Origin of the sequence: Halomonas gemina (assembly GCF_023554995.1) — a bacterium.
In the GTDB taxonomy this organism is placed as follows: Bacteria; Pseudomonadota; Gammaproteobacteria; order Pseudomonadales; family Halomonadaceae; genus Halomonas; species Halomonas gemina.
In genome coordinates this window covers 1-25829 of record NZ_JAMJPK010000002.1, presented here as the reverse complement: position 1 = coordinate 25829, position 25829 = coordinate 1, and the positions used below count along the sequence as shown (strand labels likewise).

At 69.6% G+C, this 25829-nt stretch carries 29 protein-coding genes, 1 tRNA gene and 1 rRNA gene; 16 read left to right on the top strand and 15 right to left on the bottom strand.

The window, feature by feature from the left end:
* Together M8009_RS04185 and M8009_RS04180 are read right to left on the bottom strand one after the other, a co-directional pair.
* Entirely contained in the window at positions 1-711 is a 711-nt protein-coding gene (locus M8009_RS04185) for a 1-acyl-sn-glycerol-3-phosphate acyltransferase (RefSeq protein ID WP_250059514.1), read from the bottom strand.
* Positions 711-1328: a TetR/AcrR family transcriptional regulator gene (locus tag M8009_RS04180; protein WP_250059513.1), complete on the bottom strand. Its 618-nt coding sequence runs from the start codon at positions 1326-1328 to the stop codon at positions 711-713. The genes M8009_RS04185 and M8009_RS04180 overlap by 1 nt, the downstream gene beginning before the upstream one ends.
* 189 nt (positions 1329-1517) lie before the next feature.
* Here M8009_RS04180 and M8009_RS04175 point away from each other — a divergent pair, with 189 nt between their 5' ends.
* A complete protein-coding gene (locus M8009_RS04175; protein WP_250059512.1) occupies positions 1518-2204 on the top strand; it encodes an SOS response-associated peptidase in 687 nt (228 codons plus the stop codon).
* Positions 2204-5059 carry an insulinase family protein gene (locus M8009_RS04170; protein WP_430886886.1) on the top strand — a complete coding sequence of 952 codons (2856 nt, stop codon included), beginning with the start codon at positions 2204-2206 and terminating at the stop codon, positions 5057-5059. Before M8009_RS04175 ends, M8009_RS04170 begins: the two co-directional genes overlap by 1 nt.
* 81 nt (positions 5060-5140) lie before the next feature.
* Here M8009_RS04170 and sbcB read toward each other — a convergent pair whose 3' ends face one another.
* From sbcB to minC, 4 genes are all read right to left on the bottom strand, one after another.
* On the bottom strand, positions 5141-6631 hold the full coding sequence (sbcB, locus tag M8009_RS04165; RefSeq protein ID WP_250059511.1) for an exodeoxyribonuclease I: 1491 nt from the start codon (positions 6629-6631) through the stop codon (positions 5141-5143).
* 133 nt (positions 6632-6764) lie between these two features.
* Positions 6765-7016 carry a cell division topological specificity factor MinE gene (gene minE / locus M8009_RS04160; RefSeq protein WP_071944062.1) on the bottom strand — a complete coding sequence of 84 codons (252 nt, stop codon included), beginning with the start codon at positions 7014-7016 and terminating at the stop codon, positions 6765-6767.
* Entirely contained in the window at positions 7013-7831 is an 819-nt protein-coding gene (gene minD / locus M8009_RS04155; protein ID WP_151443506.1) for a septum site-determining protein MinD, read from the bottom strand. Before minD ends, minE begins: the two co-directional genes overlap by 4 nt.
* 62 nt (positions 7832-7893) lie before the next feature.
* Positions 7894-8673, bottom strand: a complete 780-nt coding sequence (minC, locus tag M8009_RS04150; RefSeq protein WP_250059510.1) for a septum site-determining protein MinC — start codon at positions 8671-8673, stop codon at positions 7894-7896.
* 257 nt (positions 8674-8930) lie between these two features.
* On the opposite strand from minC, the gene M8009_RS04145 reads away from it, so the two are divergent.
* Positions 8931-11717 carry a DUF349 domain-containing protein gene (locus tag M8009_RS04145; protein WP_250059509.1) on the top strand — a complete coding sequence of 929 codons (2787 nt, stop codon included), beginning with the start codon at positions 8931-8933 and terminating at the stop codon, positions 11715-11717.
* Positions 11718-11821: 104 nt separating this feature from the next.
* On the opposite strand, the gene phbB is transcribed toward M8009_RS04145, so the two are convergent.
* Complete coding sequence (gene phbB / locus M8009_RS04140) at positions 11822-12568, bottom strand: acetoacetyl-CoA reductase (protein ID WP_250059508.1); 747 nt, start codon at positions 12566-12568, stop codon at positions 11822-11824.
* 190 nt (positions 12569-12758) lie between these two features.
* On the opposite strand from phbB, the gene M8009_RS04135 reads away from it, so the two are divergent.
* Positions 12759-12835: transfer RNA gene (locus M8009_RS04135), tRNA-Met, on the top strand.
* 64 nt (positions 12836-12899) lie between these two features.
* Here the strand turns inward: M8009_RS04135 and M8009_RS04130 are convergent.
* Entirely contained in the window at positions 12900-13709 is an 810-nt protein-coding gene (locus M8009_RS04130; RefSeq protein WP_347709826.1) for a DUF3750 domain-containing protein, read from the bottom strand.
* A 77-nt stretch (positions 13710-13786) separates the two neighbouring features.
* Between M8009_RS04130 and M8009_RS04125 the strand changes: the two genes are divergently transcribed.
* The gene (locus M8009_RS04125; protein ID WP_250059507.1) at positions 13787-14725 is read left to right on the top strand and encodes a tetratricopeptide repeat protein; all 939 of its coding nucleotides are present in this window, start codon (positions 13787-13789) and stop codon (positions 14723-14725) included.
* Between the two features lie 56 nt (positions 14726-14781).
* Here M8009_RS04125 and M8009_RS04120 read toward each other — a convergent pair whose 3' ends face one another.
* Positions 14782-15960 (bottom strand): MalY/PatB family protein, encoded by a 1179-nt coding sequence (locus M8009_RS04120; RefSeq protein WP_250059506.1) that lies wholly within the window; start codon positions 15958-15960, stop codon positions 14782-14784.
* A gap of 43 nt (positions 15961-16003) precedes the next feature.
* On the opposite strand from M8009_RS04120, the gene M8009_RS04115 reads away from it, so the two are divergent.
* Positions 16004-16435 (top strand): hypothetical protein, encoded by a 432-nt coding sequence (locus tag M8009_RS04115; protein WP_250060041.1) that lies wholly within the window; start codon positions 16004-16006, stop codon positions 16433-16435.
* A 7-nt stretch (positions 16436-16442) separates the two neighbouring features.
* Here the strand turns inward: M8009_RS04115 and M8009_RS04110 are convergent, their stop codons facing one another.
* Positions 16443-16784 carry a hypothetical protein gene (locus tag M8009_RS04110; protein ID WP_250059505.1) on the bottom strand — a complete coding sequence of 114 codons (342 nt, stop codon included), beginning with the start codon at positions 16782-16784 and terminating at the stop codon, positions 16443-16445.
* Positions 16785-16833: 49 nt separating this feature from the next.
* On the opposite strand from M8009_RS04110, the gene M8009_RS04105 reads away from it, so the two are divergent.
* The 7 genes from M8009_RS04105 (at position 16834) to M8009_RS04080 (ending at position 20321) form a co-directional block, all read left to right on the top strand.
* Positions 16834-17658 (top strand): hypothetical protein, encoded by an 825-nt coding sequence (locus tag M8009_RS04105; RefSeq protein WP_250059504.1) that lies wholly within the window; start codon positions 16834-16836, stop codon positions 17656-17658.
* A 61-nt stretch (positions 17659-17719) separates the two neighbouring features.
* On the top strand, positions 17720-18127 hold the full coding sequence (locus tag M8009_RS04100; protein WP_250059503.1) for an acyl-CoA thioesterase: 408 nt from the start codon (positions 17720-17722) through the stop codon (positions 18125-18127).
* Positions 18124-18594 carry a Cys-tRNA(Pro) deacylase gene (gene ybaK / locus M8009_RS04095; protein WP_250059502.1) on the top strand — a complete coding sequence of 157 codons (471 nt, stop codon included), beginning with the start codon at positions 18124-18126 and terminating at the stop codon, positions 18592-18594. The genes M8009_RS04100 and ybaK overlap by 4 nt, the downstream gene beginning before the upstream one ends.
* A gap of 69 nt (positions 18595-18663) precedes the next feature.
* Positions 18664-18990: a hypothetical protein gene (locus M8009_RS04090; RefSeq protein ID WP_250059501.1), complete on the top strand. Its 327-nt coding sequence runs from the start codon at positions 18664-18666 to the stop codon at positions 18988-18990.
* Positions 18962-19483, top strand: a complete 522-nt coding sequence (locus tag M8009_RS04085; protein ID WP_250059500.1) for a DUF501 domain-containing protein — start codon at positions 18962-18964, stop codon at positions 19481-19483. Before M8009_RS04090 ends, M8009_RS04085 begins: the two co-directional genes overlap by 29 nt.
* A 46-nt stretch (positions 19484-19529) precedes the next feature.
* A complete protein-coding gene (locus M8009_RS19045; protein WP_284047718.1) occupies positions 19530-19652 on the top strand; it encodes a hypothetical protein in 123 nt (40 codons plus the stop codon).
* Between the two features lie 114 nt (positions 19653-19766).
* Positions 19767-20321 (top strand): LOG family protein, encoded by a 555-nt coding sequence (locus M8009_RS04080; protein WP_250059499.1) that lies wholly within the window; start codon positions 19767-19769, stop codon positions 20319-20321.
* A gap of 12 nt (positions 20322-20333) precedes the next feature.
* Here M8009_RS04080 and M8009_RS04075 read toward each other — a convergent pair whose 3' ends face one another.
* Together M8009_RS04075 and M8009_RS04070 are read right to left on the bottom strand one after the other, a co-directional pair.
* Positions 20334-20834: a hypothetical protein gene (locus M8009_RS04075; RefSeq protein ID WP_250059498.1), complete on the bottom strand. Its 501-nt coding sequence runs from the start codon at positions 20832-20834 to the stop codon at positions 20334-20336.
* 223 nt (positions 20835-21057) lie between these two features.
* Positions 21058-21621 (bottom strand): tetratricopeptide repeat protein, encoded by a 564-nt coding sequence (locus M8009_RS04070; protein WP_250059497.1) that lies wholly within the window; start codon positions 21619-21621, stop codon positions 21058-21060.
* A 222-nt stretch (positions 21622-21843) separates the two neighbouring features.
* Here M8009_RS04070 and M8009_RS04065 point away from each other — a divergent pair, with 222 nt between their 5' ends.
* Together M8009_RS04065 and yaaA are read left to right on the top strand one after the other, a co-directional pair.
* Positions 21844-22875 (top strand): NADP(H)-dependent aldo-keto reductase, encoded by a 1032-nt coding sequence (locus M8009_RS04065; protein ID WP_250059496.1) that lies wholly within the window; start codon positions 21844-21846, stop codon positions 22873-22875.
* A gap of 115 nt (positions 22876-22990) precedes the next feature.
* Positions 22991-23770, top strand: a complete 780-nt coding sequence (gene yaaA, locus M8009_RS04060; protein WP_250059495.1) for a peroxide stress protein YaaA — start codon at positions 22991-22993, stop codon at positions 23768-23770.
* Between the two features lie 4 nt (positions 23771-23774).
* On the opposite strand, the gene M8009_RS04055 is transcribed toward yaaA, so the two are convergent.
* Complete coding sequence (locus M8009_RS04055) at positions 23775-24353, bottom strand: isochorismatase family protein (protein ID WP_250059494.1); 579 nt, start codon at positions 24351-24353, stop codon at positions 23775-23777.
* A gap of 106 nt (positions 24354-24459) precedes the next feature.
* Between M8009_RS04055 and M8009_RS04050 the strand changes: the two genes are divergently transcribed.
* Positions 24460-25269: a Tim44 domain-containing protein gene (locus tag M8009_RS04050; protein ID WP_250059493.1), complete on the top strand. Its 810-nt coding sequence runs from the start codon at positions 24460-24462 to the stop codon at positions 25267-25269.
* Between the two features lie 112 nt (positions 25270-25381).
* On the opposite strand, the gene M8009_RS04045 is transcribed toward M8009_RS04050, so the two are convergent.
* Together M8009_RS04045 and rrf are read right to left on the bottom strand one after the other, a co-directional pair.
* Entirely contained in the window at positions 25382-25582 is a 201-nt protein-coding gene (locus M8009_RS04045) for a hypothetical protein (protein ID WP_250059492.1), read from the bottom strand.
* A 167-nt stretch (positions 25583-25749) separates the two neighbouring features.
* Positions 25750-25829 (bottom strand): 5S ribosomal RNA (gene rrf, locus M8009_RS19305); the annotation flags it as partial.

Here is a 25829-nt window from a genome sequence, read left to right as displayed (position 1 = left end):
CTACCCGCGCGGCGTATTGCTGTCGGCCCAGCCGGCAGCCTCGGCCTTGAGCGCGCGCACCCGGGCCTCGATGTTGCGCCGGCTCGCCTCGCCGGCCGGCATGGGCTCACCGAAGAACAGGGCCACCCGGGCCCGGAAGCGACGAGGCGGCTTGGTCAGCGCCTTGCCGCCATGGTGCGAGGTCCAGGACCCCCAGAGACCGGCCAGCCCGGCAGGCACCACCGGCACCGCATCCCGGGCCAGGATCAGCTCGAGACCGCGGCGGAAGGGGTGCACCTCGCCGTCCGGGGACAGGCGACCCTCGGGAAACACCATCACCACCTCGCCCTGGCGCAACGCGCGGCTGACCTCGACCAGCGCATGGCGCACGCTGCCCGGGTCGCGACGGTCGGCATCCACGGGGATGGCCCCCACCAGGCGGAACAGCCAGTTGAGCCGGGGTGACTCGTAGATGGGCTTGTCCATCAGGAAGCGCAGCGGTCGGGGGCTTGCCCCGCCCACCACCAGGGCATCCATGAAGCTGACGTGGTTGCAGACGACGATGGCGGGGCCTCGCGGGGGAATGTGGTGTCGACCGCGGAAACGCAGCCGATAGACGAGATGGACCAAGAGGAAGACCAGCCAGCGCAGGAAGGGCCGGGGCGCACTGGCCAGTCGCCAGCTCCCCGCGACCACTGCCAGGCCCGTGACCCCCCACAGCCAGGAGGGCATCAGGTCACGCCGGGCGCGTGCCTGAGACCCGCCAGGATGGTCGCCAGCAGCTGGTCGAGCAGTTCGCCCACTTCCAGCGGCTCGCCCTGCCAGTATCCGAGGCGCTCGTTGAGCCCCAGCTGGACCAGGCCATGGACGCTGCCCCAGAGGGTCCGGCTCAGCCGCCGTGCCTCCGGATCATCCAGCGCCGGCTGGTACTCCCTGAGGGTCGCCTCCACGCGCAGGAAGAGCCCCTCGATCATCTCGTTCTGGCGCTGGTCCAGCTCCCCCTCCTGGGCCAGGGGGTAGTCGAACAGCAGCTGCCAGCGGTAGGCATCCTGGCGGGCGAACTGCCAGTAGGCCCGGGCCAGCGCCTTGAGCCGTTCCTCGGGCGCGATATCGGCGAGCAGCGGCTCGATCACCCCGCGCAGGCGCGCCAGGGTCTCGATGTTGACGTGCTGCAGCAGGTTGCCGAAGCTGCCATAGAGCTTGAGTAGGGTACTCGGTGCACAGCCGACCTCCCGGGCGAGGGCACGCAGCGACAGCGTGTGGGCCGGATGCTCCTGCAGCCAGGCATCGCATGCGGCCATGACCTGGGCATGGAGTGCCTCGGGGGCATGCTGTCTGGGACGGGCCATCGGGTTCCTCGCAGGGATAGTGGCGGGCATCGCGGGTCGGGCGACAAGGATACTCTCATCGAACACTGTTTTCGACAGCATATCCCACACGGATGACGATGCAAGCCGGCGCCAGGATCGCGCCCCGTTCGCCGCTTTTCTCGTCAAGTCGACTTGGTTACCCTGTCGCCCCACCATCCCGGAGACCCCATGGCCGGCCGACTGCACATCGCCCCCCTCGAGCTCGAGCGCCTGCTTCCCGAGCTCATCGCCGAGACCACCCCGATCACCGGCGCCAACCTGGCCCCGCGTCGCCCCCTGTCGATCGTGCGTCTGGAAGGGGGCCGGCCGCGCCTGGTGAACGCCTTCTGGGGGCTCACGCCCCCCTGGTTAAAGGTGCTCGACCATGCGCCCCACTGTGCGCGTGCCGAGGCGCTGACGACCCGCCCCATGTTCCGCGAGGCCTTCGAGGCCCGCCGCTGCCTGGTGCCGGCCAGCGGCATCTACGTGTGGAAACCGCAGCCACGCTTCAAGCAGCCCTTCCTGGTGACCCGCGTCGACCGGGGCCCGTTGCTGCTGGCGGGGCTCTGGTGCCGCTTCCATACCACCCTGAGCGAGTACAATGATTCCATGGCGCTGATCACGGTGCCCACCGGGGCGCTGCTTGCCCCGCTCACCGACCGGCTGCCGGCGGTGATCGACCCCGAGGATGCCCGGCGCTGGCTCGACTCCAGGACTCCGGCGGCCGAGGCCCACGCGCTGCTCGCGACCGCTCCCGGGGAACTCTTGGGCGCCTTTCCGGTATCAAGACGAGTGAACGATCCCGCCAACCAGGATTCGGCCTGCGCCCATCCCATCGGGCCCATGCTGCGCCAGCCCATCCCACAGGAGCGATGATGACACAGCCCTTGCCTGCCCCCTTGCGCCAACCGGCCCGCCTGCTCGCCTGGCTTGCCGTGGCCGCGACCCTGATGATGGGCCTGACCGCCCGTGCCGAGGCACCCGAGCCGGCAGCGGCCGTCGACGAGGTCGTGTCACCGCGGGTCAGCCCCCACGATGACCGCGACTACCGCGCCCTGATCCTCGACAACGGCCTGAGCGTGCTGCTGGTCAGCGACCCCGAGGCCGACCAGGCCGCCGCCTCGCTGAACGTCGACGTGGGCAGCGCCCAGGACCCGGAGGACCTGGCTGGCCTGGCCCACTTCCTCGAGCACATGCTGTTCCTGGGCACCGACGCCTACCCCGAGTCGGATGCCTACCAGGCCTACCTGTCGCGCCACGGGGGCAGCCACAACGCCTTCACCGCCCCCCACGACACCAACTACTTCTTCGACATCGAGCCCGATGCCCTGGCCGGTGCCCTGGACCGCTTCAGCCGCTTCTTCGTTGCCCCGCTGTTCAACGCCGACCGCCTGGAGAGCGAGCGCAACGTGGTGCACTCCGAGTACCAGACCCGCATCCGCGACGACGGGCGCCGCGCCCAGGACGTCCTCGACCAGCTGCTCAACCCCGAGCACCCTACCACCGGCTTCTCGGTGGGCAGCCGCGAGACCCTGGCCGACCGCCCCGAGGGCGAGCCGAGCCTGCGCGAGCGCGTGATCGACTTCTACGAGGGCCACTACGGTGCCAACGTGATGCACCTGGCGGTGGTCGCCCCCCAGCCTCTCGATGAGCTGGAGGCCATGGTCACTGCGCGCTTCGCCGAGGTGCCCGACCGCGGCCTCTCCCGCCCGGTCATCGAGGCGCCGCTGGTGGCGGAGCAGACCCTGCCCCGCGCCGTCGAGATGCAGTCGGTCCGCGACAGCCAGCGGGTCAGCTTCCTTTTCCCGGTGCCCGACCCCCAGCAGGCCTACCGCCACAAGCCGGCCGACTACCTGGCTAACCTGCTCGGTCACGAGGGCGAGGGCAGCCTGCTCGCGGTGCTGCGCGAGGCGGGCTGGGCCGACGGCCTCTCGGCGGGGGTGACCCGCGGCGACGGCCGCCATGCGCTGTTCGCCGTGGACATCAGCCTGACGCCGGAGGGCGCCGAACGGCTCGACCGCATCCAGGAAAGTCTGTTCGCCACCATCGAGCAGATCCGCGACGCCGGCCTGGAGGCCTGGCGCTACGAGGAACAGGCGCGCCTGGCCGAGCAGCAGTTCCGCTTCCAGCAGCACGGCTCGCCCCAGGGCGATGCCATGCGGCTGGCCATGAACCTGTCACGCTACCCGCTGGAGGACGTCAACGTCGCGCCCTACCTGATGGACGGCTTCGATCGCGACCAGATCACGCGCTGGCTCGACGGCCTGCGGCCCGAGAGGATGCTGCGGCTCTACAGCGGCCCGGAGGTCGAGGGCGAGAAGGTCTCGCCCTGGTTCGACGCCCCCTGGCGCGAGGTCGAGGCGACAGGCGAGGCCGAGTCGCTGGGAGGCCTCGCCCTGCCCGAGCCCAACCCCTACATCGCCGAGGACCTCGCGCTGCTCGACCTCCACGACGAGGTCCCCGAGAAGCGCATCGATCAGCCAGGCTTCAGCTTCTGGTACAATGCGGATGCCAGCTTCGACACCCCCAAGGTGGAGTGGCGCTTCAGCCTGCAGCACCCCGCCGCCAGCCGGGAGGCCCGCGAGGCGGCGCTCTCCCGGCTGCTCGCCGGCTGGCTCGGCGACAGCCTCAACGAAACCCTCTACCCGGCCCGCCTGGCCGGCCATGGCTTCGAGGCCTATGCCCACGCCCGGGGCATCACCCTGTCGTTCTCCGGCTGGCGGGACCGCCAGGACCGGCTGATCACCCGGGTCCTCGCCCAGCTGCAGGAGGGCGAGATCGACGCGGCGAGCTTCGACCGGGTGCACTACCGCCTGCAGCGCGAATGGCGCAACGCGCCCCAGGATGCCCTTTACCGGCAGGCTCACCGCACCCTGGCCGAGGCCCTGGTGCGCCCCCAGTGGCCCACCGATGCCCTGCTCGAGGCGAGCCGCGAGCTCGGCGTGGAGGACCTGCGCGACTTCCGCGAGCGCTTCCTGGCCGAGCTGCGCCTGGAGGCCATGGCCGTGGGCAACCTCGCCGCCGCGCTCGCCGAGCGCGAGGCCCGGCTGGTCGCCGAGGCACTCTCTCCGTCCCTTGCAGACGACGAGATCCCGGATCTCGTCCCCCTGCAGGCGGACGACCTGCCCGCGCTGACGCCGGTCACGACCCGAGAGGAGTCGCTGGTGCTGCGCTACCTCCAGGGGCCGGACCGCTCGCTGGCCAGCCAGGCGCGCCTGGCGGTGCTGGGCCAGCTGCTGGAGACCCCCTTCTACCAGCGCCTGCGCACCGAGGAGCAGCTCGGCTATGTGGTTAACGCGGGCTACTCGCCGATGCTGGACGCGCCGGGCATCAGCCTGCTGGTGCAGTCTCCCGACACCGAAAGCGAGGCGATCCAGGCCCGCATCGATGCCTTCCTGGACGACTTCACCGGGCGGCTCGCGGCACTCGACGACGAGGACCTGGCGCCCTACCGCCAGGCCGTGCACGACGAGCTGATGCAGCGCGACACCAGCCTCTCCGGGCGCACCAACCGCCTGTGGCGCGCGCTCGCCTACGGCGACACCGCCTTCGACCGTCATCGCCGGCTCGCCGAGCGGGCCCTGGCCGTGACGGCCGAGGAGCTGCGCGAGGGCTGGCCGGCACTGCGCGAGAACGCCGTAGCGCGGGTGAGCTTCGATCCAGGTGATGCGCCCAGCGACGTGCTCGCCCTGAGCCACCAGCTGCCTCCCCTGCCCGAACACGACGACTGACATCCAGACTCGGCATCCCGACACGACAGCGCCCGGCCATCGGCCGGGCGCTGTCGTTGGCAGTGCGCGGGGCGCCTGCCGTCAGTCGAAGGCCTGGGGCGGCATGATCGCCTCCACGTGCATCACCAGCTCCTCGAGGATCTGCCGGTCACGGTCGGACAGCGGCACGCCATTGAGCCGCTCGATCTCCCGGGCGAACTCCTTGAGGGTCAGGCTGGCGACAGCCGGATCGTTGATGCGCTCCCAGCGGAAGGCCTCCCAGCGTGCCTGCTCCTCGCTCTCCAGGGTCTCCGGATAGCTGCGGGCCCGGTAGCGGAACAGCATCTCCTCGAGGCGCGGGTCCTGGAAGGCGAAGCGTGCGCCCACCAGGTCCCAGGGATCAGTCTCGCGCACCCGCTGCATCTGCTGACGGTCCGCCGGCGAGAAGAAGCCCCCGGAATAGAGCATCAGGTCCGGGTCCTGCGGCGGCTCGGGAGGCGGTGAGGCGAACACCTCGGCGACCCGGGAGGCCACCTCCGGGCGGTTCGACAGCAGCTTCCAGTGGGCACGGCAGGCGGCCAGGTCCAGCCCCAGCCGCTCGACGATCGCGCCGTACTCACCCTTGTGCGGCCCTTCCACGTCCTTGAGGGCGCTGGTCGGGAACAGCACCGGACACTTGTTGAGGTGGATCACCTTCAGCGGAATGCGTTCGGCCCCCTCCGCCAGGTCATCGTTGCTGACGAAGACCCGCTCGCGGATCTGCTCCGGGGTGAGCTCCAGCAGCGGGGCCGGGTCCATGGAGAGGTCGAAGACGATCACCCCGTTGGGGTTGGAGGGATGCTCGGCCAGCGGCATCACCAGGGCGCTGCAGCCGCGACTCGCCGGGTAGCGCCGCGAGATATGCAGCACCGGCTTGCGCCCGGGCAGATCCAGCTGCCGGGCGACGGCCCGCTTGCCGCGCAGCCCCAGCAGGTAGTCGAAGAGCTTGCCGTTGCGCTCGCGCAGCAGCCTCGCCAGGGCGATGGTGGCGCGGACATCGGCCAGGGCGTCGTGGGCCCCCGCATGGGCGATGCCGTTGGCGGCCGTCAGGTGTTCCAGCTTGAAGCTCGGCGCACCATCGTCACGCGCCGGCCACTCGATGCCCTCGGGGCGCAGGGCATGGAAGGCACGCACCACGTCGATCAGGTCCCAGCGCGAGTTGCCGTTCTGCCACTCCCGGGCATAGGGGTCGAGCAGGTTGCGGTAGAAGAGGTGGCGGCTCACCTCGTCGTCGAAGCGCAGGCTGTTGTAGCCCAGCACACAGGTGCCCGGCTCGCTCATGGCCGCCTCGACCACGCCGGCGAACTCGGCCTCGGGCAGGCCGCGACGGCGGGCCTGCTGGGGCGTGATGCCGGTGATCAGGCAGGCCTGGGGATGGGGCAGGAAGTCATCGGACGGCTTGCAGAAGAGCTCGAGGGGCTCACCGATCTCGTTGAGGTCGGCATCGGTGCGGATGGCCGCGAACTGGGAGGGACGGTCGCGACGCGGATCGGCACCGAAGGTCTCGTAGTCGTGCCACAGGAAGGACTGCGGGGCGGCGGGGGACTGCGCCATGGGCGGGAGCTCTCCGAAAGGCGTGGGTTCACGGGCCCCAGCCTAGCACAGCCCCGCGGGCGACTCAGCCGCCGGGCTGTCGCCCAGGAAACGCTCAGGGCTCTCCGTGCAGCAACCGCTCAGGGCTGTCCGCTCAGGCCTTGGGCAGCGTCACGTTGAGCTCCAGCACCGAGCAGTTGTCCTCGCTGTCGAGGGTGATGTTGACCGCGTCATCATCGATCTGCACGTAGCGGCGGATCACCTCCAGCAGCTCCTTCTCCAGCAGCGGCATGTAGTCCGGCTGCCCCCGCTGGGTGCGCTGATGGGCCACGATGATCTGCAGCCGCTCCTTGGCGACCGACGCGGACTTCTTGCGCTCTCGCTTCAGGAAATCGAGCAACTTCACCGGCGGACTCCTCCAAACATGCGGCTCAACAGGCTCTTCTTCTGGTACTCGTGGAAGCGCAGGGGCACCTCCTCGCCCAGCAGGCGGGCCACGGTGTCGGCATAGGCCTGGCCGGCATCGCTGTCATCATCGTGGGTGACCGGCACCCCCTGGTTGGACGCCCGCAGCACCGCCTCCGACTCCGGGATCAGGCCGAGCAGGTCGATGGCCAGGATCTCGCGGATGTCCTCCAGGTTGAGCATGTCCCCCAGGTCGACACGGCTCGGGTTGTAGCGGGTGATCAGCAGGTGCTCCTGGATCGGGTCCTCGCCGCGTTCGGCGCGCCGGGTCTTGGAGGCCAGCAGGCCGAGGATGCGGTCGGAGTCACGCACCGAAGAGACCTCGGGGTTGGTGACCACGATCGCCGCGTCGGCGAAGTACATGGCCAGCTGGGCGCCACGCTCGATGCCCGCCGGGGAGTCGCAGATGATGAAGTCGAAGTCCTTGTTAAGGGTATCGAGCACCTTCTCGACGCCCTCCAGGGTCAGGGCATCCTTGTCGCGGGTCTGGGAGGCCGGCAAGATATGCAGGTTGTCGACCCGCTTGTCACGGATCAGCGCCTGGTTCAGCCCCGCCTCGCCCTGGATCACGTTGACCAGGTCGTAGACCACGCGACGCTCGCAGCCCATGATCAGGTCGAGGTTGCGCAGCCCCACGTCGAAGTCGATGACCACGGTCTTCTTGCCACGCAGCGCCAGCCCTGTGGCGATGGCGGCTGCGCTGGTTGTCTTGCCGACCCCGCCCTTGCCGGAGGTCACAACGATGATCTTGGCCAAGTGTCGCATCCTGTCTTGTGATGATGATTAAGGGAATGGTGGTACGATCGGTCCAGCCGGCATCAGGCCAGCGGCGTGATGCCGAGCTGGTCGTCGCTCAGCCGGACCTGCACGGTGGTGCCCAGCAGGCGCGGGTCGATGTCCTCGAGGCGCTTGTAGTTGCCGGCCACCGAAAGCAGCTCGGCATGCAGTTCACGGCAGAAGATGCCGGCCTGGGCATCACCATGGATCCCGGCCAGGGCACGCCCGCGCAGGGCACCGTAGACATGCACGCTGCCGGCGGCGAGCACCTCGGCCCCGGCATTGACCGCCCCCACCACCACCAGGTCGCCCTCGGGCGCAGTCACCTGTTGCCCGGAGCGCACCGTGCCGCGGTAGATGCGACCGCCCGCCGTGGTCCCGGGTAGCGCGTCGGGGGTCACGGCCTCCTCTCCGGCCGGCTCTGCCGGCTCGAGCGGCTCGGCCATCTCGACGTCGCCGTCACCGACAACGCTCTCCAGGGCACGCGGGCGCGAGGCCTCCTGGGGCGGGAACCAGCCCAGTCCCAGGGCCCAGGCCGACTGCTTGACCGGATCCGGGCCGCCGCGCACCGCCACTGGCAGCAGCTTGTGGGCCCGGCAGACCGCGCAGATGCGCTCCAGGGCCAGATGGGGTTCATCGAGTTTCTCGACGTTGAGAACGACCGGGGTATGCTGGAAGAAGGCCGGCGACTGACTGAGCTTGCCCGCGAGCTGCTCGCGAATGCGCTCGGGATCGGCGCTGGTCAGCTCCATGACCGTCATCGGCAGCATCCCCCCCTTGAAGGTGAATGCCATGCTGTCCCTGTCCACTTTGAGACTCATTGCCGAACTCCACGTCGGGTGATGATCGGGGTACAGCCACAAAGCTAAGCGAGTGGCTGCGCCCCTGCAACCGATCATACGGTCAAGGTGGGGCCGTTGTCAGTGTCTCCGGGGGGCCACACCTCCCCGCCGGCTGGACTTTTCTGCAGCCTCGGCACGTGCTTAGATACTCTCGACCCAGGCCCTGCGCCGTTGCCACCAATAATAATGCCCCTCCCGCGCTCCGCCGGGAAGTGTTCCCTTTGTCAGGAAGCCCCATGCCAGGACTCCTTCGCCGCCTGTTCGCCCCGCGCTGGAAACACCCGGACCCCGAGGTCCGCCGCCAGGCCGTGGCACGTTTCGACCCGTCCCGCGAAGACCAGCGCCATGCCCTCGAGCAGCTCGCCCTCGACGCCGAGCCCGAGGTACGCGAGGCGGCCCTGGCCCGCCTGGAGGACCCCGAGCGCCTGCTGGCCCTGAGTCAGGGGGACGCCACCGCCACCTCCCCGGAGCTGCGACGTCACCTGGTGGCTCTGCTCGCCGGACGCCGCGGCCAGCATGACCTGCCGGCGCGCATCGCCCTAGTAGAGCGGCTCGAGGACCCTGACCTGCTCAACCAGCTGGCCCTGCAGGGCGACAACCAGCAGCTGCGCCTCGCCGCCCTGGCCCGCCTCGAGGCGGAAGAGGACCTGATCCGCCAGGCCTGCGACAACGGCATCGCCGCCGTGCGTCATGCCGCGGCCGCCCGGGTCGAGAGCGAGGCGGGACTCTCCCGCCTGGCCCACGAGGCGCGCCGGGACCGTCAGGTGGCCCGCAAGGCGCGTGAACGCCTCAATCGGCGACGGGCCGATGCCGCCTCCCTGGCGGCCGCCCGAGAGCGTCGCGAGGCCCTGCTCACTACCCTGGAGCAGCACGCCGGCAGCCCCTGGGAACCGCTCTATGCCGGCCGCTTCCGCCACCTGGTGCGCGAATGGGCCAAGCTCGAGGACCTGCCGGACGCCCGGCAGGAGCGCCGCTACCAGGAGGCCTGCCTGCGCTGCCGCAAGGTCATCGGCGACCACGAGGCCCAGGAGCATGCGCGGGATGCCGACCATCGTCAGCGCGAGAGTGCCGACCAGACCCGGGAGGCCCTGGTCGAGGCCCTGGAGGAGAGCCTCGAGGGCCTGCACCAGGGCGACCGGCTCACCGACCAGGACATCGCCAGCCTGCGCGCCCAGAAGCGCCTGCTGGCCAGCCGCTGGCAGGCCCTCTCCGACCAGCACCTGGCCGACGAGGCACTGCGTGACCGCTACGACCGGGCGCTTGCCGCCTACGAAGGCATCGTCCAGGCGCGGGTACGCCTGGACGAGCGTGCCGAGGCGATCGAGCAGGCCCTGGCCGACGGCGATGACCAACGCCTCGAGGCCCTGGTGGAGGCCTGCGGCTGGCCGCCAGGACTGGCACCGGCGCCGCTGCTGCAGCGGGCCCGACAGCGCCTCGCCGCCGAGCCTCCCCAGGAAGATGGCGACCTGGACGCCCGACTGTCGCGCTTCATCGAGGAGCTCGACCAGCTCGAGCGCCTGCTGGAGAGCGGCGCCTTCAAGGGCGCCAGCCGGCTCCACCAGCGGCTGCGCCAGCAGGCCGAACGGCTGCCCCCGGCACCGCTGCAGCCTCACCAGGCGCGACTCAAGCGCCTCGCGGCACGACTCGCCGAACTGCGCGACTGGCGCGGCTTCGTCGCCGGCCCCAAGCGCGACCAGCTGTGCCTCGCCATCGAGGCGCTGGCCGATGAGGAGGGCGCCAGCGACGCTGCCCTCGACCGCCGCCATCGCCAGCTGATCAAGGAGTGGAAGGCCCTGGGGGATGCCGCCGCCAACCGCGAGCAGTCCGCCCGCTTCCGCGCCGCCTCCGACCGTATCCACGAGCGCCTGGCCCCCTGGCGGGAGCGCCAGCAGGCCGAGCGCCAGCGCAACCTGGCGGCCCGCGAGGCGCTCTGCGAGCAGCTCGAGACGCTGCTCGAGCAGCCCGCCCACGAAGCCGACCCCGATGCGCTGCGCGAGATCCGCGACCGCTCGCGGGAACAGTGGCGCCGCTTCGCCCCGGTGCCCCGGGATCAGGCCGAGACCATCGGCCGACGCTTCGGGCGCATCCGCCATGACCTCCAGGCCCTGATCGACCGGCGCGCCCATGAGATCGCCGAGGCCAAGCGTGACCTGATCGAGCAGACCCGCGAGCTGCTGACCCGGGAGATGCCCGCGGTCAAGCGGGCCGACCAGGCCAAGGCACTGCAGCGCCGCTGGCGCGACCTGGGACGCGCTCCCAAGGGCGATGAGCAGGCGCTGTGGCGTGAGTTCCGCTCGCTGTGCGACGACATCTTCGCCAGCCGGGAGGCCGCCCGGGATGACCAGGCCCAGCGCAACCGGGCCCGACTGGAGGCCATGCAGGCGCTGATCGACCGGCTCGACAGCTGGCACCCGACGCACAGTCGCGAGGCCAGCGTGCTGGACGAGGCGGTACGCGAGGTCACGGCACTCGAGCCCCTGCCCTCGGGACGACGCAGCGAAGGCATGCGCCGTCGCTGGACGGGTATCGTGCGGGCCCGTCGCGAGCGCCTGGCCCGCCTGTCGCTGGCCGAGGAGGCCGAGCGCTGGCAGGCCATCCGCCCCCTGCTCAATGCCCACCTGCAGGCAGACGCCCAGCGCCTGGCCGGCGGCCCCGTGGAGGAGGTCGCCGTACCAGACGACCTGGCCCTGTCGAGTGCACTGCGCCACGCCCACGCGAGCCGCAATGCCGCCCGCCAGGCCGGTGCGGACGACGCGGTGGAGGAGCGACTGGCACGCCTGCGGGCCCACCTGTCGCTGCTGGCCGGTGGTCGCGTCAACCGGCGTGACGACCCGCTGCGCCTGGCGATCCAGGTCGAACGCCTCAACGACAACCTGGGCCAGCAGACCTCCCGCGCCGAGGAGCTCCACCAGATACTGGCCGACCTGCTGGCCACCGGCCCGATGCCCGAGGGGCTCTGGGAGCGCGAGGTGGGCGAGCTCGACCGCATGCTCGAGAGCCTGGCCGAGTTGCCACCGCCCTGAGCACGTTAGCCGCCCACAGACGCGACAGCGCGAGGCAGATGCCTCGCGCTGTCGTGGCTGCCGCCAGGGTCACCGGCGGCAGTGGGCGTGCGACGGTCGGGCGATCAGCCCATGAACTGTCCGCCGTTGATGTCGATGTTGGCGCCGGTGATGAAGCCCGACTCCCGGTCGGCGAGGAAGGCCACCAGGCGACCGATCTCTTCGGGCGTCCCGTAGCGCTTGACCGGGATGGTCTCGCGGATGGCCTCACGGACCTTCTCGGGGATGTTCATGATCATGTCGGTGGCGATGTAGCCGGGTGACACCGTATTCACGGTGATGCCCTTGGTGGCCGTCTCCTGAGCCAGCGACATGGTCAGGCCATGCATGCCCGCCTTGGCCGCGGCATAGTTGACCTGGCCGAACTGGCCCTTGCGGCCGTTGATGGACGAGATGTTGATGATCCGGCCATAGCCCTTCTCGAGCATGCTCTCGATCACGCTGCGGCAGGTGTTGAAGACGCTGTTGAGGTTGGTGTCGATGACCTCGTGCCACTGCTCCGGCGTCATCTTCTTCAGGGTGCCGTCCCGAGTGATCCCGGCACAGTTGACCAGCACGCTGACGGGACCGTGCTTCTCCTCGATCTCCTTGACCCCTTTCACGCAGGAATCAAAGTCGACCAGGTCGATCCCGGCAATGTCGATGTTGTCGAAACCCTCGGCCTTCTGGGTCTCCAGCCAGGCCTTGGCCTTCTCCGGGTTGTGGTATCCCGCAACCACCGTGTAGCCCTCTGAGGCCAGCGTGCGGCAGATGGCGCTGCCGATACCCCCGGTACCACCGGTGACCCAGGCGACGGGTGCTTGTGTTGTCATTGACTACCTCCCTGATATGCATGACATCTTGTCTGGCGTGGCGCCAGGCCGGCCATCACCAGTCTTGTTCATTGATCTGTCACCTTGATGACAGCACAGGAAGTATGGACCAGGGAGTGCCGCCGGGACGAGCGTTTGAAATCAACCCTTGACCAAAGGCGCATAGCCTGTAGAATACATTTCACGTTGATGCGGGGTGGAGCAGTCTGGTAGCTCGTCGGGCTCATAACCCGAAGGTCATCGGTTCAAATCCGGTCCCCGCTACCAAATATTGAGAAAGCCGATTCCTACGGGAGTCGGCTTTTTCGTATGCCGCATGACCGTCGGTCGGTCATCGGTTCCCTTTCGTTTCAGGGTCAGCGGTCCCCGCTACCTTCCCCTCCCCCTTGATGGCGGAGGCCATGCCCAGCCGGCCGATGCCCGGCAGCTTGAGCGCCGGGCGGAGCGGGTCGACCCCCAGCGCGAGGCCCAGCAGGTTGAGCTCGAGCCCTTCGTCGCGCCCCAGGGTCAGCCCCAGCAGGCCGCCCAGCGAGGCGGTGACGCCAAGCCCGCCCGGCGCCGCGGCCAGCACGCCGTCGAACAGGTAGTCCTTGCCCACCGCGGTCACCGGCAGCGTCGCCTCGAGCCCCTCCACCTCGCGAACCACCCAGGCGGTGAAAGTGTTGCTGTTGGGCCCCGGCCAGGCACGGTAGGTCGCGGGGGCCGGATAGGCCGCCACCGCGGCCTCGATCCCGGGAATCAGCCGCGCGGCCGCCTCGCCCCGGTAGTCGGCCAGCAGCATCGGCTCGCTGCCGAACCAGGCCCGATCCGGCGTGGGGGTCGACCGCGACTCCAGGGCCGGACGGCGCCAGCTGAGCACGTGGTGCATCCGCCAGGCGTCGGCCCCGGCTTCCCGGGTGGCGATCCAGGTATGCACCCCGAAGGCGCCACGCCATCCCCAGGCCCTGGCCGCGTAGAGCTGAACCACCGCTCCGGAGCCCTTGTCAGGGGGCGGGGCCAGGCCGGCCGAGGCACGATCGGCCGTGGACCAGTGGCCACGGCCTTCCACGCTCTCGGTGGCCAGCATCCACAGCGGCCCGGCCAGCAGCAGGGCGAGCATCACCGTCAGCCCGGAGGTCACACGCAGAATTCGTCGTACCACTGGCCGGCTCCCCTTGAAGTCGCGGGCGATCACCCGCATCTGTTAGGCAAATTCATCCTCACGCAAGGCTAGCGATCATGCCCATCGTCGACCCCCGCACAGGTGAACCGCTCACCGACGACCTCCCTGCCGGCGAGAATGCCGACGCCCCGTCTGCCGGCGGCCAGAACGCCGAGATGATCATCGACGTCGACGCCAGCAACATCCAGCAGCTGCTCGAGACCTCGATGCAGGTACCCGTGCTGCTCGACTGCTGGGCCCCCTGGTGCGAGCCCTGCAAGAACCTGATGCCGATCCTCGAGAAGCTGGCCCGCGAGTATCAGGGCGCCTTCATCCTCGCCAAGCTCAACATCGACGAGAACCAGGAGATCGCCGGCCAGCTCGGCGTGCGCTCGGTGCCGGACGTCAAGCTGATCAGCCAGGGCGGCCTGGTCGACCACTTCCAGGGTGCCCTGCCCGAGAAGCAGGTGCGCGAGTGGCTGGGGCGCTACTTCCCGGCGCCGGAGGAGGCCCCGGCGAGCCCCGAGGACCAGGCCGCCGAGGCCCTGGCCGCCGGCGATGCCGCCACCGCCCGGGAGATCTATCAGGAGCTGGTGCAGCAGTACCCCCAGCATACCCCCTACCAGGTGGAGCTGGCCCGCGCCCTGGTGGCCGACGGCCAGGCCGAGCAGGCCCGCACCCTGCTCGACAACCTTCCCCCGGAAGAGCGCGACGCCGCTCCGGCCCGCGGCGTGCGCGCCAGCATCGAGTTCGGCGAGCAGGCGCCCTCCGCCGAGGAGCTGGCCGCCCTGGAGGGCCGCGACGACAGCGAGGCCCACTACAAGCGCGCCCTGCACCAGGTGGCCGACGGCCACTACGAGGCCGGCCTGGATGCCCTGCTGGCGCTGATGAAACGCGACCGCGCCTACGGCGACGATGCCGCCCGCCGCACCCTGCTGCAGGTCTTCGATGCCCTGGGCGCCGACCATCCGCTGACGGTCGCCTACCGCCGCAAGCTCTTCGCCCTACTCTACTGAAGCGCCGGCCATAACGCCGACTCGCACGGCCGCCTCCCGGGGCGGCCGTGCGTATGTCAGCCCCCGAGTACGCTATCCAGCCGCGCCAGGGCCGCCTCCAGCTGGGGGGCCGTGGTGCCGAAGTTGAGGCGGGCAAAGCCCGGCCAGCCGAAGTCGGCGCCGTCGGAGAGCGCCACGCCGGCCCGCTCGAGCAGCAGCCGCTGCGGTGCCCCCTCCAGCCCCTCAAGCGCTTGCGCCTTGCGCAGGTCCAGCCAGGCCAGGTAGGTGGACTCAGGCGGGCTCATGGCCACGCCGGGCCAGCCGGCCACCCGCTCGACCAGCGCCTGGCGGTGGCCACGCAAGACACTCAGCAGCGCCTGCCGCCAGGGCTCGCCATGGGCATGGGCGGCCTCGGCGGCCACCAGCCCCAGGACGTTGCCATCGGGCGTCAGCCCCTTGATGCTCCTGGCGAAGCGACGTCGCAGACCCGCGTCGGGAATCACCGCGCAGGCGGTGGTCAGCCCCGCCAGGTTGAAGGTCTTGGACGGCGCCCAGAGGGTCAGGGTGCGCGAGGCCAGCCCGGGAAACTCGGCCGCCAGCGGCACATGGCGGGCGCCCTCGTCGAGCAGCAGGTCGCAGTGCAGCTCGTCGGAGACCACAAAGAGGTCGTGACGCTCGACCAGCGCGGCCAGTCCCGCCAGCTCCTCGCGCGTCCATACCCGGCCGGTGGGATTGTGGGGCTGGCACCAGAGCAGCAGCCGGGTCTCGGCGGTAATCGCCGCCTCCAGCGCCGCGAGGTCGAGCCGCCAGGGCTCGCCGGGCGCGGCCGGGGCCCGCATCGCCGCCTGCTGGGGCCGCCGCCCGGTGCGCTCGGCCACTCTGAGGAAGGGCGGATAGATGGGCGTCACCGTCAGCACGCCGTCGCCGGGCTCGGTCAGCGCCAGGCTAGCCATGTGCAGCGCCGGCACCACCCCCGGCAGCCACAGCTGCCAGTCGGGCTCGATGGCCCAGCCGTAGTGCTCGGCACTCCAGGCGCAGAGGGTCTCGCGCAGCGAGTCGGGCACCAGGCCATAGCCGAATACGCCATGCTCCACCCGGGCCCGCAGTGCCTCGATGACCGCGGGGGGCGAGGCGAAGTCCATATCGGCGACCCACAGCGGCAGCACCTCATCGCCGTAGCGATGCCACTTCTGCGAGGGCCAGTCACCGCCCGACGGGTGGCGACGCTCGACGGGCGTGGCAAAATCAAATTCCATGTGCAGTTCCCGATCCCAGAAGGCCAGCAAGATGAACGAGACCATGCCCCAAGAGGGCTTCTATGCCAAGGTACGCCGCGGCTTGCCCACCCTGGTCGGCCAGTGGCTGGCCCTGGGCCAGGGCGATGCCGACCGCCTGGCACTGCTGCTCGCCGAGACCGCCCGGGTGACCCGGATCGGCCTCCCCGAGAGCACGCCGGATGGCGACACCCTCGCCGGCTGGAGCCGCTCCGACGGCGAGGAGCCGCCCCTCTGGGCGGCACGCACCGCCACCTTCCTGCTGGTGCAGATGCCCGCGCGACCGCTGCCGGCCAGTGACGACGAGGCCTGCGCCTGGGCCTACTGCTGGCTGCGCAACCGCGACTTCGCGGACCTCGCCGCCGCCGAGCAGGCGCTGCCCGAGCACCTTCGTGAACCGCTGGCCGCTGCTTTGAGGGCCGCCTGGACCGACCTCAAGGGGCTGCGCCTTGTCTGATGGCAGGCTAGCGTCGCCGCGCCGCCCGCTTCTTGGGCCGGAAGCCGGCGGGCTTGGTGGAGAGCCATGCGACGAAGGTCTGGATCTGGGGATGCGCCATCAACGCCCCCCGGCTGCGATAATGCTCGGCCAGCTCACGTTCGCTGAGCACGGCATGCAGGTGTTTGTGGCAGGCGTGGCAGACCCAGAGGATGGCGGTAAGCCGCTCTACCCGATCGAAGCGACGCCGATAGCGGGCCTTGCCATGCAGCGACCGCGGGATGAGGTGATGGCGGGTCAACGGCGCGGCGCGCCCACATAGCTCGCAGGCCTCGGGACGTGGTGGGGGCGACAGATCATGGTCGGCCATGCGGGCCTCCAAGAGTCCAGGACACACCCGAAGGGAGAAGGAAAACAGTATGGAAGTTCCCCTGAGCTGGCAGCTGGCCAAGCTGCTGGTATCGATCGGCGTGGTGCTCGGCCTCTCGATGATCGCCGAGCGGATCAGCACCCGCGTGGCCGGCCTGCTCGCGGGCTACCCGCTTGGCACCGCCATCGCGCTGTTCTTCATCGGCCTGGAGATCTCCCCGGCCTTCGCCTCCCAGAGTGCCGTGCATACGCTGGCCGGCTTCACCGCCACCCTGGCGCTGGGCGGCGGCTACCTGCTCTGCGCACGCCGTAACGGCCTGCCCGGCGTGCTCGCAGGAACGGCAGGAGGCCTTGCCGCCTGGCTGGCGGTGAGCCTGCTGCTGACCCAGGTGGAGTTCACCCGCCTGACCGGCACCCTGACCACCCTGGCCGCGATCATCCTCTTCATCCGGCTCTACCGTCGGGTACCGGAAACCGCCACCGGCGCCCGCGGCGGCTTCAGCTGGGCGGCGTTGGGCCTGCGCGCCGCCCTGGCCGCCGGGATCATCTTCCTGATCACCGGCCTCGCCCACGTGATGCCGGCCGCCTGGGCCGGGGTCATGGCCGCCTTCCCGGTGACCATGTACCCCTTCCTGGTGATCCTGCACCTGACCCACGGTGCCGCCCCGGTGGCCACGGTGATCAAGCACTACCCGGCCGGGCTCGGCGCCCTGCTGTGGTACGCCCTGTGCGTCTCGCTGACCTACGACAGCCTGGGGCTGGTGCTCGGCACCCTCATCGGCTTCGCCGTGGCTACCGCCTGGCTGCTGGCCTGGACCCGCCTGCTGGCCTGGCGGGCCGCGCGCCTGGCCGCGAGCCCACGCGCGAGGGCTTGACCGAGCGCTTGCTCGGGGCAAAGCTGTCCTCCCTGCAGAGACCACAACAAGGAAACCCCAGATGTTCACCCGCACCATCGAGCCCGCCTTCTACGACACCGATGCCCTGGGCCACGTCAACAACACCCGGCTGCCGGCCTGGTTCGAGCTAGCCCGCAACGACCTCTTCCGACTCTTCACGCCGGACCTGGACCCGCGCAAGTGGCGGCTGATCATGGCGCGCATGGAGGTCGACTACCGGGCCGAGCTGCAGTACGGCCGCGAGATCGAGATCCGCACCTATGTCTCGCGGCTCGGCAACAGCTCCTTCACGGTGAGCCAGGAGGCGCGCCAGGACGGCCAGCTGACCAACCTCGGCCACGCCGTGATGGTGCACTTCGACCACGAGGCCAAGAAGGCCATCCCCATCGAGGGCGAGCTGCGCGAGGCCCTTGAGGCCCACCTCCAGGCGGAGCCGGCGGACGCATGACCCCAGCGGTGAAGGTTCTCGAGAAGGCCGGGGTCGCGTTCAGCCTGGCCGAGTACGACCATGACCCGCGCAGCCCCGCCTACGGCGAGGAAGCCGCCCAGGCACTGGGCCTCTCGCCCGATGCGGTGTTCAAGACCCTGCTCGCCCGGCTCGACGACGGCCGCCTGGTGATGGCCATGGTACCGGTCGCCGCCCAGCTCGATCTCAAGGCCCTGGCCCGCGCGGCCGGAAGTCGCAAGGCCCGCCTGGCCGACCCCGCCGAGGCCGAGCGCGCCACCGGCTACGTGGTCGGCGGCATCAGCCCGCTGGGGCAGAAGAAGCGCCTGCCCGCCTTCCTCGATGCCGGCGCCGAGCGCCTCGCGACCCTCCATGTCAGCGGCGGGCGCCGCGGGCTGGAGATCTGCCTGGCCCCGGACGACCTGGCGCGCCTGACCGGGGCCCGCCTAACCGCCCTGGCCCGACGCTGAACCGCCCCGAGCCGAATCCTGGCCGGCGCTGTCACAACAGGGTCGCCACCTCACCGACGGGAGCCGCACATGGCCATCCGCTACACCCTCTGGCTGGACCCGGACGACACGCCCCGGCATCGTGCCGTCGAGGCCGAGCTGGAGCGCTACTTCATCGCGCGCTTCGCCGACTATCCCCACATCCGCTTGTTTGGCGCCGACCCTTACGATTATGATGCGCCGTTCAATCGCCTCTACGAGGTGCTGATGGCACGGGCCGGTGAGTACTGCGAGCGGGAATGGCGCTATGTCCCCACCCCCGAGCAGCTCAACCGCGCCTTCTTCCTCGCCGTGGGGCATTCGAACAAGTTCTTACGGGACAACGACGATGGTGATCCGCACCGATCAGACTCCTGACGCCCGGCAGCTGGCCATCATCGCCGAACAGCTCGGCCGCGCGCCTCGCGGCATCGAGGCCCTGGCCGCCACCGACGGCGAGGGCACCCCGCTGGTGCTGCGCATGGCGCCCATCGTCGACGGCAAGCCCTTCCCGACCCTCTACTGGCTTTGCTCAGAGCGGCTCAAGGTCGAGATCTCGCGCATCGAGGCCGCCGGGGTGATCAAGCAGCTGGAGACCCGCCTGCAGCAGGACCCCGACTTCCTGGCCGCCTACCACCGCAGCCACGACGCCTACGTGGCGGCCCGCTGGGCCTGCATGAGCGAGGCCCAGAAGGCCGAGGTCGCCCGCCTGGGCTACGAGGGAGTGCTTACCGAGCGCGGTATCGGCGGCATCGCCAACCGCGACCAGGTGCGCTGCCTGCACACCCAGTATGCCCACCACCTCTGCGGCGAGAACGTCATCGGCCAGTGGCTCGATGCGCACTACGGGGTGGCCGACTGCCTGCCCTGACCACGACAACACCCCTACCCTGACCCCCTACCGAGGAGACCCCCGGATGTACCTGGATACCCATGTGATTGCCAGTCTCGCGCTGATCGCCAGCATGCTCGTCATCGGCGGCGTGGGCGTGAGGCTGCTGCGCCAGGCCATGCAGCGCGATGCCGCAGGCTCTCGCTGAACCGGCCGGCTACCATCACACCACCAGGGGCGCCTTTTCGGCGCCCCTGGCGTTTGCAGGCTTTCGAGTCCCCTCGGCGGCCGCTAGGATGATGGCCTTGCCAAGGAGGAGAGCATGTCGAGATTCTGCGTCTATCTGGGGTCCCGGGAGGGCCAGGACCCGCAATTCCTCGAGGCCGCGCGCCAACTGGGCACCGAGCTGGCCCAGCGCGGCCATGGCCTGGTCTACGGCGGCGCCCGGGTCGGCCTGATGGGAGAGCTGGCCGATGCCGTGATGGCGGCCGGCGGCGAGGCCATCGGGGTGATGCCCGACCACCTGGTCGAGCGCGAACAGGCCCACCATGGCCTGACCGAACTCGTGCGGGTACGCAACATGCACGACCGCAAGGCGAGCATGGCGGCCCATGCCGATGCCTTCATCGTGCTGCCCGGCGGCATCGGCACCCTGGAGGAGTTCTTCGAGGCCTGGACCTGGCACTACCTGGGCCTGCACGACAAGCCCATCGGCGTGCTCGACACCGCCGGCTTCTATGCCCCGCTGCTGGCCTTCCTCGACAATACCGTCGAGCACGGCTTCCTCAATGGCCGCACCCGGGCCGAGCTGGTCGATGCCACCGAGCCCGACGAGCTGCTGGATGCGCTGGAGGCCCGGCTGGCCACGGCCGGATGACCCGTCACGGCGTCAGGCGCCGGCGGCGAGTTCGAGGGTGCGCAGGTAGGTGAGCTGCAGCAGGCGCGCATCCTCGCCGGCCCGGTGCCGGTGGATGCCCTGCTCGCGGATGATGGCTTCCTTGGTGCGGCTCCACAGCGCCTGCTGCTCCTCGCTGAGCAGGATGCGCAGCGCCTCGAGGCGGAAGGCCGGCAGCATGCCCGCATGATGGAAGAGCAGCGACAGCCAGGTATTATCGTAGCCCCAGCTGTCGCTGTAGGCGATGCCGATCTCCCCCAGCTCGTCATTGAGCCAGCGGGCCACCTGGCGCACCGGGTAGCCCTCGCGCTGCAGCCGACCGCGGCTGATGCCGTGCAGCAGCTCGGCCTTGGGGTCCCAGTGCGTCCACTCGGCCAGCGGCTGGATGAGGAAGGAACAGGTACTGCCATCAGCGCGGACCAGGCCGACCTCGATGGGGTAGCTGCCGCGCCCGAAGCCGGACGCCTCGATATCCAGCACTGTGGGTAGCGTCACGGGCGGGAGAGTCCTTGGTCGAGATGGCCGATGGCAATGGAGACGAAGTCTAGGAGCCTGTCGGACTTAACGCTAATCTACTGCGAAATCCGGTTTTTCGGCCAATTTCATTCGATCTGTTTCGTTAAAGAGCACGCTATTCGCCTCAACAGATCGATGAACTTGTCTCGAAACCCGAATCTCTCGCTACGACGATTGGTCAAGCCCGACAGGCTCCTAGTGTCTAGTGTCGCGTCTCGCCTTCGGCCCTGTCCAGCGAACCAGAGTCCAGCGAACCAGAGTCCAGAGAACCAGCAGAGCCCAGCGAACCGGCGAACCCGGCCAGGCGATCGGCCAGGGCCTGCCAGTGCGCGGCCTTCTCAGTATCCTCCGGCAGCCCCAGCTCGCCGTTGCGGTAGGCATGTGCCAGGCGGGCCGCTGCCAGGGGATGACCCGCCTCGCCCGCGCGCGCATACCAGGTCACGGCATGGTCGTCGCGACGCGGATACTGGGCGCAGCCATGCTCGCGGATCTGTCCGGCCTGATACTGGGCCTTGGCATCTCCGGCATGGGCCGCCTCGAGCACATAGCGCGCCCCGCGGGCCTTGTCCTGGGGACTGACGCCGCGGTGGAAGAGCATATGACCATACTGCGACAGCGCCGCCGGATGCCCGGCATCGGCACAGCGCTGAAAGAGGTGCATGGTCAGGCGCTGGGTACGCGGCGAGCGGGGCAGCCAGCGAGTATGGAACAGCTGCTGTGCAAGCCGGTACTCGAGCCGGGTGAACAGTGAGGATGCCTCTGGCATGGCAACAACCCTGCGTCCAATGGTGCGGAAGTGATACCGGCCACATCCTGTGGCCGGTATCGCTTCCTGCGTAAAAAGGTGGCCCTGCGGACTCCGCCGGGGCAACGGGGAAGCAAGCATACGCGCGCCCCGGCAGTGACTCAACCCCGGGATTTGCCGCCCCGTCCGGGCCCCGCTACCCTACCGGGTCAACCCCTTCAGCAGTCCTGCCAGGAGTGACGAATGCAGACGCGACCGCTAGGCGATACCGGCATCGAGGTCAGCCGCCTGTGCCTCGGCACCATGACCTTCGGCGAGCAGAACAGCGAAGCCGAGGCCCACGAGCAGCTCGACCGTGCCGTGGCCTTCGGCATCGACTTCATCGACACCGCCGAGATGTATCCGGTGCCCCCAGTGGCCGAGACCCAGGGACGCACCGAGTCCTATATCGGTAGCTGGCTGAAGCGCCGCGGCAGCCGCGATGACGTGATCATCGCCACCAAGGCCAGCGGTCCCGGCCTCGAGCATGTCCGCGGCGGCCCGCGGCTGACCCGCGAGCACCTCCACCAGGCCATCGACGACAGCCTCGCCCGGCTGCAGACCGACTACGTGGACCTCTATCAGCTGCACTGGCCCGACCGGAAGGCCAACTTCTTCGGCAGGCTCGGTTACGAGCACGACGACGAGGAGGACAGCACCCCGCTGGAGGAGACGCTGTCGGCACTCAAGGAGCTGGTGGATGCCGGCAAGGTACGCGCCATCGGGCTCTCCAACGATACCCCCTGGGGCGTGATGCGTGCCCTGCACCTGGCCGACACCCTGGGCCTGCCCCGGGTGGCGAGCATCCAGAACCCCTACAGCCTGCTCAACCGCACCTTCGAGGTGGGGCTGGCCGAGATCGCCCACCGCGAGCGGGTGGGGCTGCTCGCCTACTCGCCGCTGGCCTTCGGCATGCTCTCCGGCAAGTACCTGGATGGCGCCCGCCCCGCCGGGGCCCGGCTGACCCTGTTCGAGCGCTTCCAGCGCTACACCAACCCACTGGCCGAGGAGGCGACCGCCGCCTACGTGCAGATCGCCCGCGACCACGACCTGGATCCGGCCCGAATGGCCCTGGCCTACGTCAACTCGCGGCCCTTCCTGACCAGCAACATCATCGGCGCCACCACCATGGAGCAGCTGGAGAGCAATCTGCTTAGCGAGTCCCTGCGGCTCGACGACGAGGTGCTGGAGGCCATCGAGGCCGTTCACCAGCGTATCCCCAACCCCGCGCCCTGACCCGACGGTGCCGGCGCGAGGGGCTATCACCCCGATAGCCCCTCGCCCCCGGGCCGCTTGGTATACTGTCCTGAACGGCCACCAGGCCACCCCCTTCTGGCACAGGAGCGCCTCCATGCTGAGCGTGATCTCGCCCGCCAAGACGCTGGACTTCGAGACCCCGGCCACCACGACCCTGCACACCCAGCCGGACCACCTCGACCACAGCCGTGAGCTGATCGAGGTCCTGCGCGACTACTCCCCCCAGCGGCTCAGCGAGCTGATGGGCATCAGCGACAAGCTGGCCGGGCTCAATGCCGCCCGCTTCGCCGAGTGGCACACCCCGTTCACGCCCGAGAACGCCAAGCCCGCCGCCCAGGCCTTCCAGGGCGACGTCTACGTGGGGCTCGAGGCCGATACCTTCAGCGACGACGACAACGCCTTCGCCCAGGAGCACCTGCGCATCCTCTCCGGCCTCTACGGCCTGCTGCGCCCCCTGGACCTGATCCAGCCCTACCGCCTGGAGATGGGCACCCGGCTCGAGAACCCCGCGGGCAAGGACCTCTATGCCTTCTGGCGGGAGACGCTGACCGCCGAGCTCGACCGCGCCGTGGCGCAAAGCGGCAGCCCGGTGCTGGTCAACCTCGCCTCCAACGAATACTTCAAGGCGGTCGACACGAAGGCGCTCCAGGCGCGGGTGATCACGCCAGTGTTCAAGGACGAGAAGAACGGCAAGCTCAAGATCATCAGCTTCTACGCCAAGAAGGCCCGCGGCCTGATGGCGGCCTGGATGATCCGCGAGCGCCTGGACGACCCCGAGGGCCTCAAGAAGTTCGACGTGGCGGGCTACGCTTACGACGCCACGCTCTCGGAGGGCGACACCCTGGTCTTCACCCGCGCCGAGGGGGCCGCCTGAGGGCCTAGCCGGTAAACACCAAAGGGCGTGCCGAGCGCCCCCGGAGAAAGCGGCGATGGGCCTGCTTGAAGCGCTCGTCGTCGCAGCGGTGCAGCCACTCGTAGGCGACCATGTCGGCGCTCACCGGCACCGCCCCGGCCTGCACCATCCGTTCCTTGGCCAGTCGCGCCTCGGCGGCCCGCCGGCTGGCGCAGGCCTCCACCAGCCAATAGACCTCGTACCCCGCCTCGAGCAGGCCGAGGCCGGTCTGCATCACGCAGATATGCGCCTCGGTGCCGCACAGCACCACCTGTTGACGATCACCGGCGGCCATGGCCTCGGCGAAGGCCGGCTCGGCGTGGGCATCGAAGTGGACCTTGTGCCACAGGCGATGCGCCGGCAACGCCTCCAGCAGCCGCGGCTCGCTGCCCCCCAGCCCTTCGGGATACTGTTCGGTGACCCATACCGGCACCTCCAGCTCGCCGGCCATGCCGCCCAGCCAGGCGGCCTCGGTCACCGCCTGGTCACCATGTTCGATGACCGGCAGCAGGCCGGCCTGCAGGTCGACGATCAGCAGCAGGCTCTTCTCTCGCGTCAGGCGCATCGGCGGCCCCCTCTTGAGTGGTTAGTTGTCGTGGCCGACCAGCATAGCCGCTAGAATGGAGGCTTCCGACCCCTTCTCATCCCCTTCCCCGATGGAGAACACCCCGATGCGTCACCTTCTCGTCATGCTCGTGGTTGGCGTGCTGGGCTTCGGCCTGGCCGTGGACCATGCCGATGCGCGCCGCCTGGGTGGCGGCAAGACCTTTGGCAGCCAGTCCCGCACCGTGCAGCAACCTGCGGCCACCCAGAACCAGGCCGCCGGCAATCGCGCCACCCAGGCGCGCCCCGGCTCGCGGATGGGAGGCATGCTTGGTGGCCTGCTCGCGGGTGGCCTGCTCGCCGCGCTCTTCTTCGGTGGCGCCTTCGACGAGCTGCGCCTGATGGACCTCCTGCTGGTCGCCGGCGCGGCCTTCCTGCTCTTCAAACTGTTCGCCCGGCGCCGGCCGGCCGTGGCCGCTGGCCCCGGCCAGCCGGATGCCACCACCGGGCCCCAGCACTTCCAGGCCGAGCAGGCCCCGCTGGCCAGCGGGGCCGCTTTCGCCCCGGAGCCCGAGTGGTTCGACCGGGAGCGTTTCCTCGGCGGCGCCAAGGAGCACTTCATGACCCTGCAGCGCGCCTGGGACAACAACGACTTCGCCGGTATCCAGGAGTACGTGACCCCGGAGCTCTACAACCTGCTGCGTGAGGAGCGTGACCGCCAGCCGGCGAACAACCGCACCGAGATCGTGCGGCTGTTTGCCGAGCTCGGCGGCATCCGTGAGATGGACCAGACAGCAGAGGCCACGGTGATCTTCCACGGCATCATCGCCGAGAACGGGGAGGAGAACGAGTTCAACGAGACCTGGCACCTGACCCGCCAGCTGAGCGACGGCGCGCCCTGGTACCTGCAGGGGATCGAGCAGAACCCGGGCGCCTGATGCCCTGAACCGAGGCCCAGGGAGTGGCAGGCCGATACGCAAGAGGCCGGGCATGGTGCCCGGCCTCTTGATGTTCCTGCCATCGGTCTCTGCTGCCGGTGATGGAAAGCAGTCAGTTCTGGGCATCCTCGGCTGTCTCTTCCATCTCCTCGCCCATCTCCTCCATGCCTTCGCCCATCTCTTCCATGGACTCATCGATATTCTCGCCTGCCTCCTCGGCCGGACCCTGCTCTTCCTCGCAGGCCGCGAGGCCGGCACCCAGCATGGCGATCAACAGGGCCAGGCCCAGCTTGCGTATCATGGCGTTCTTCATGCTCATCTCCTTCTGAGACGTCCAGATCCATTGCGGCGTGCAGCGTAAACCCTAGTCGCTGGCAGACGGCCTTTCCACTCCGGGTTGCAACATCATGTAACGGCGTGATGTGCCGCCCATGAAAAAACCCCGAGCTCTGGTGAACTCGGGGTTTTTTCTGAATAGGTGCCTGACGATGACCTACTCTCGCATGGGGAGGCCCCACACTACCATCGGCGCTGAGCGGTTTCACTGCTGAGTTCGGCAT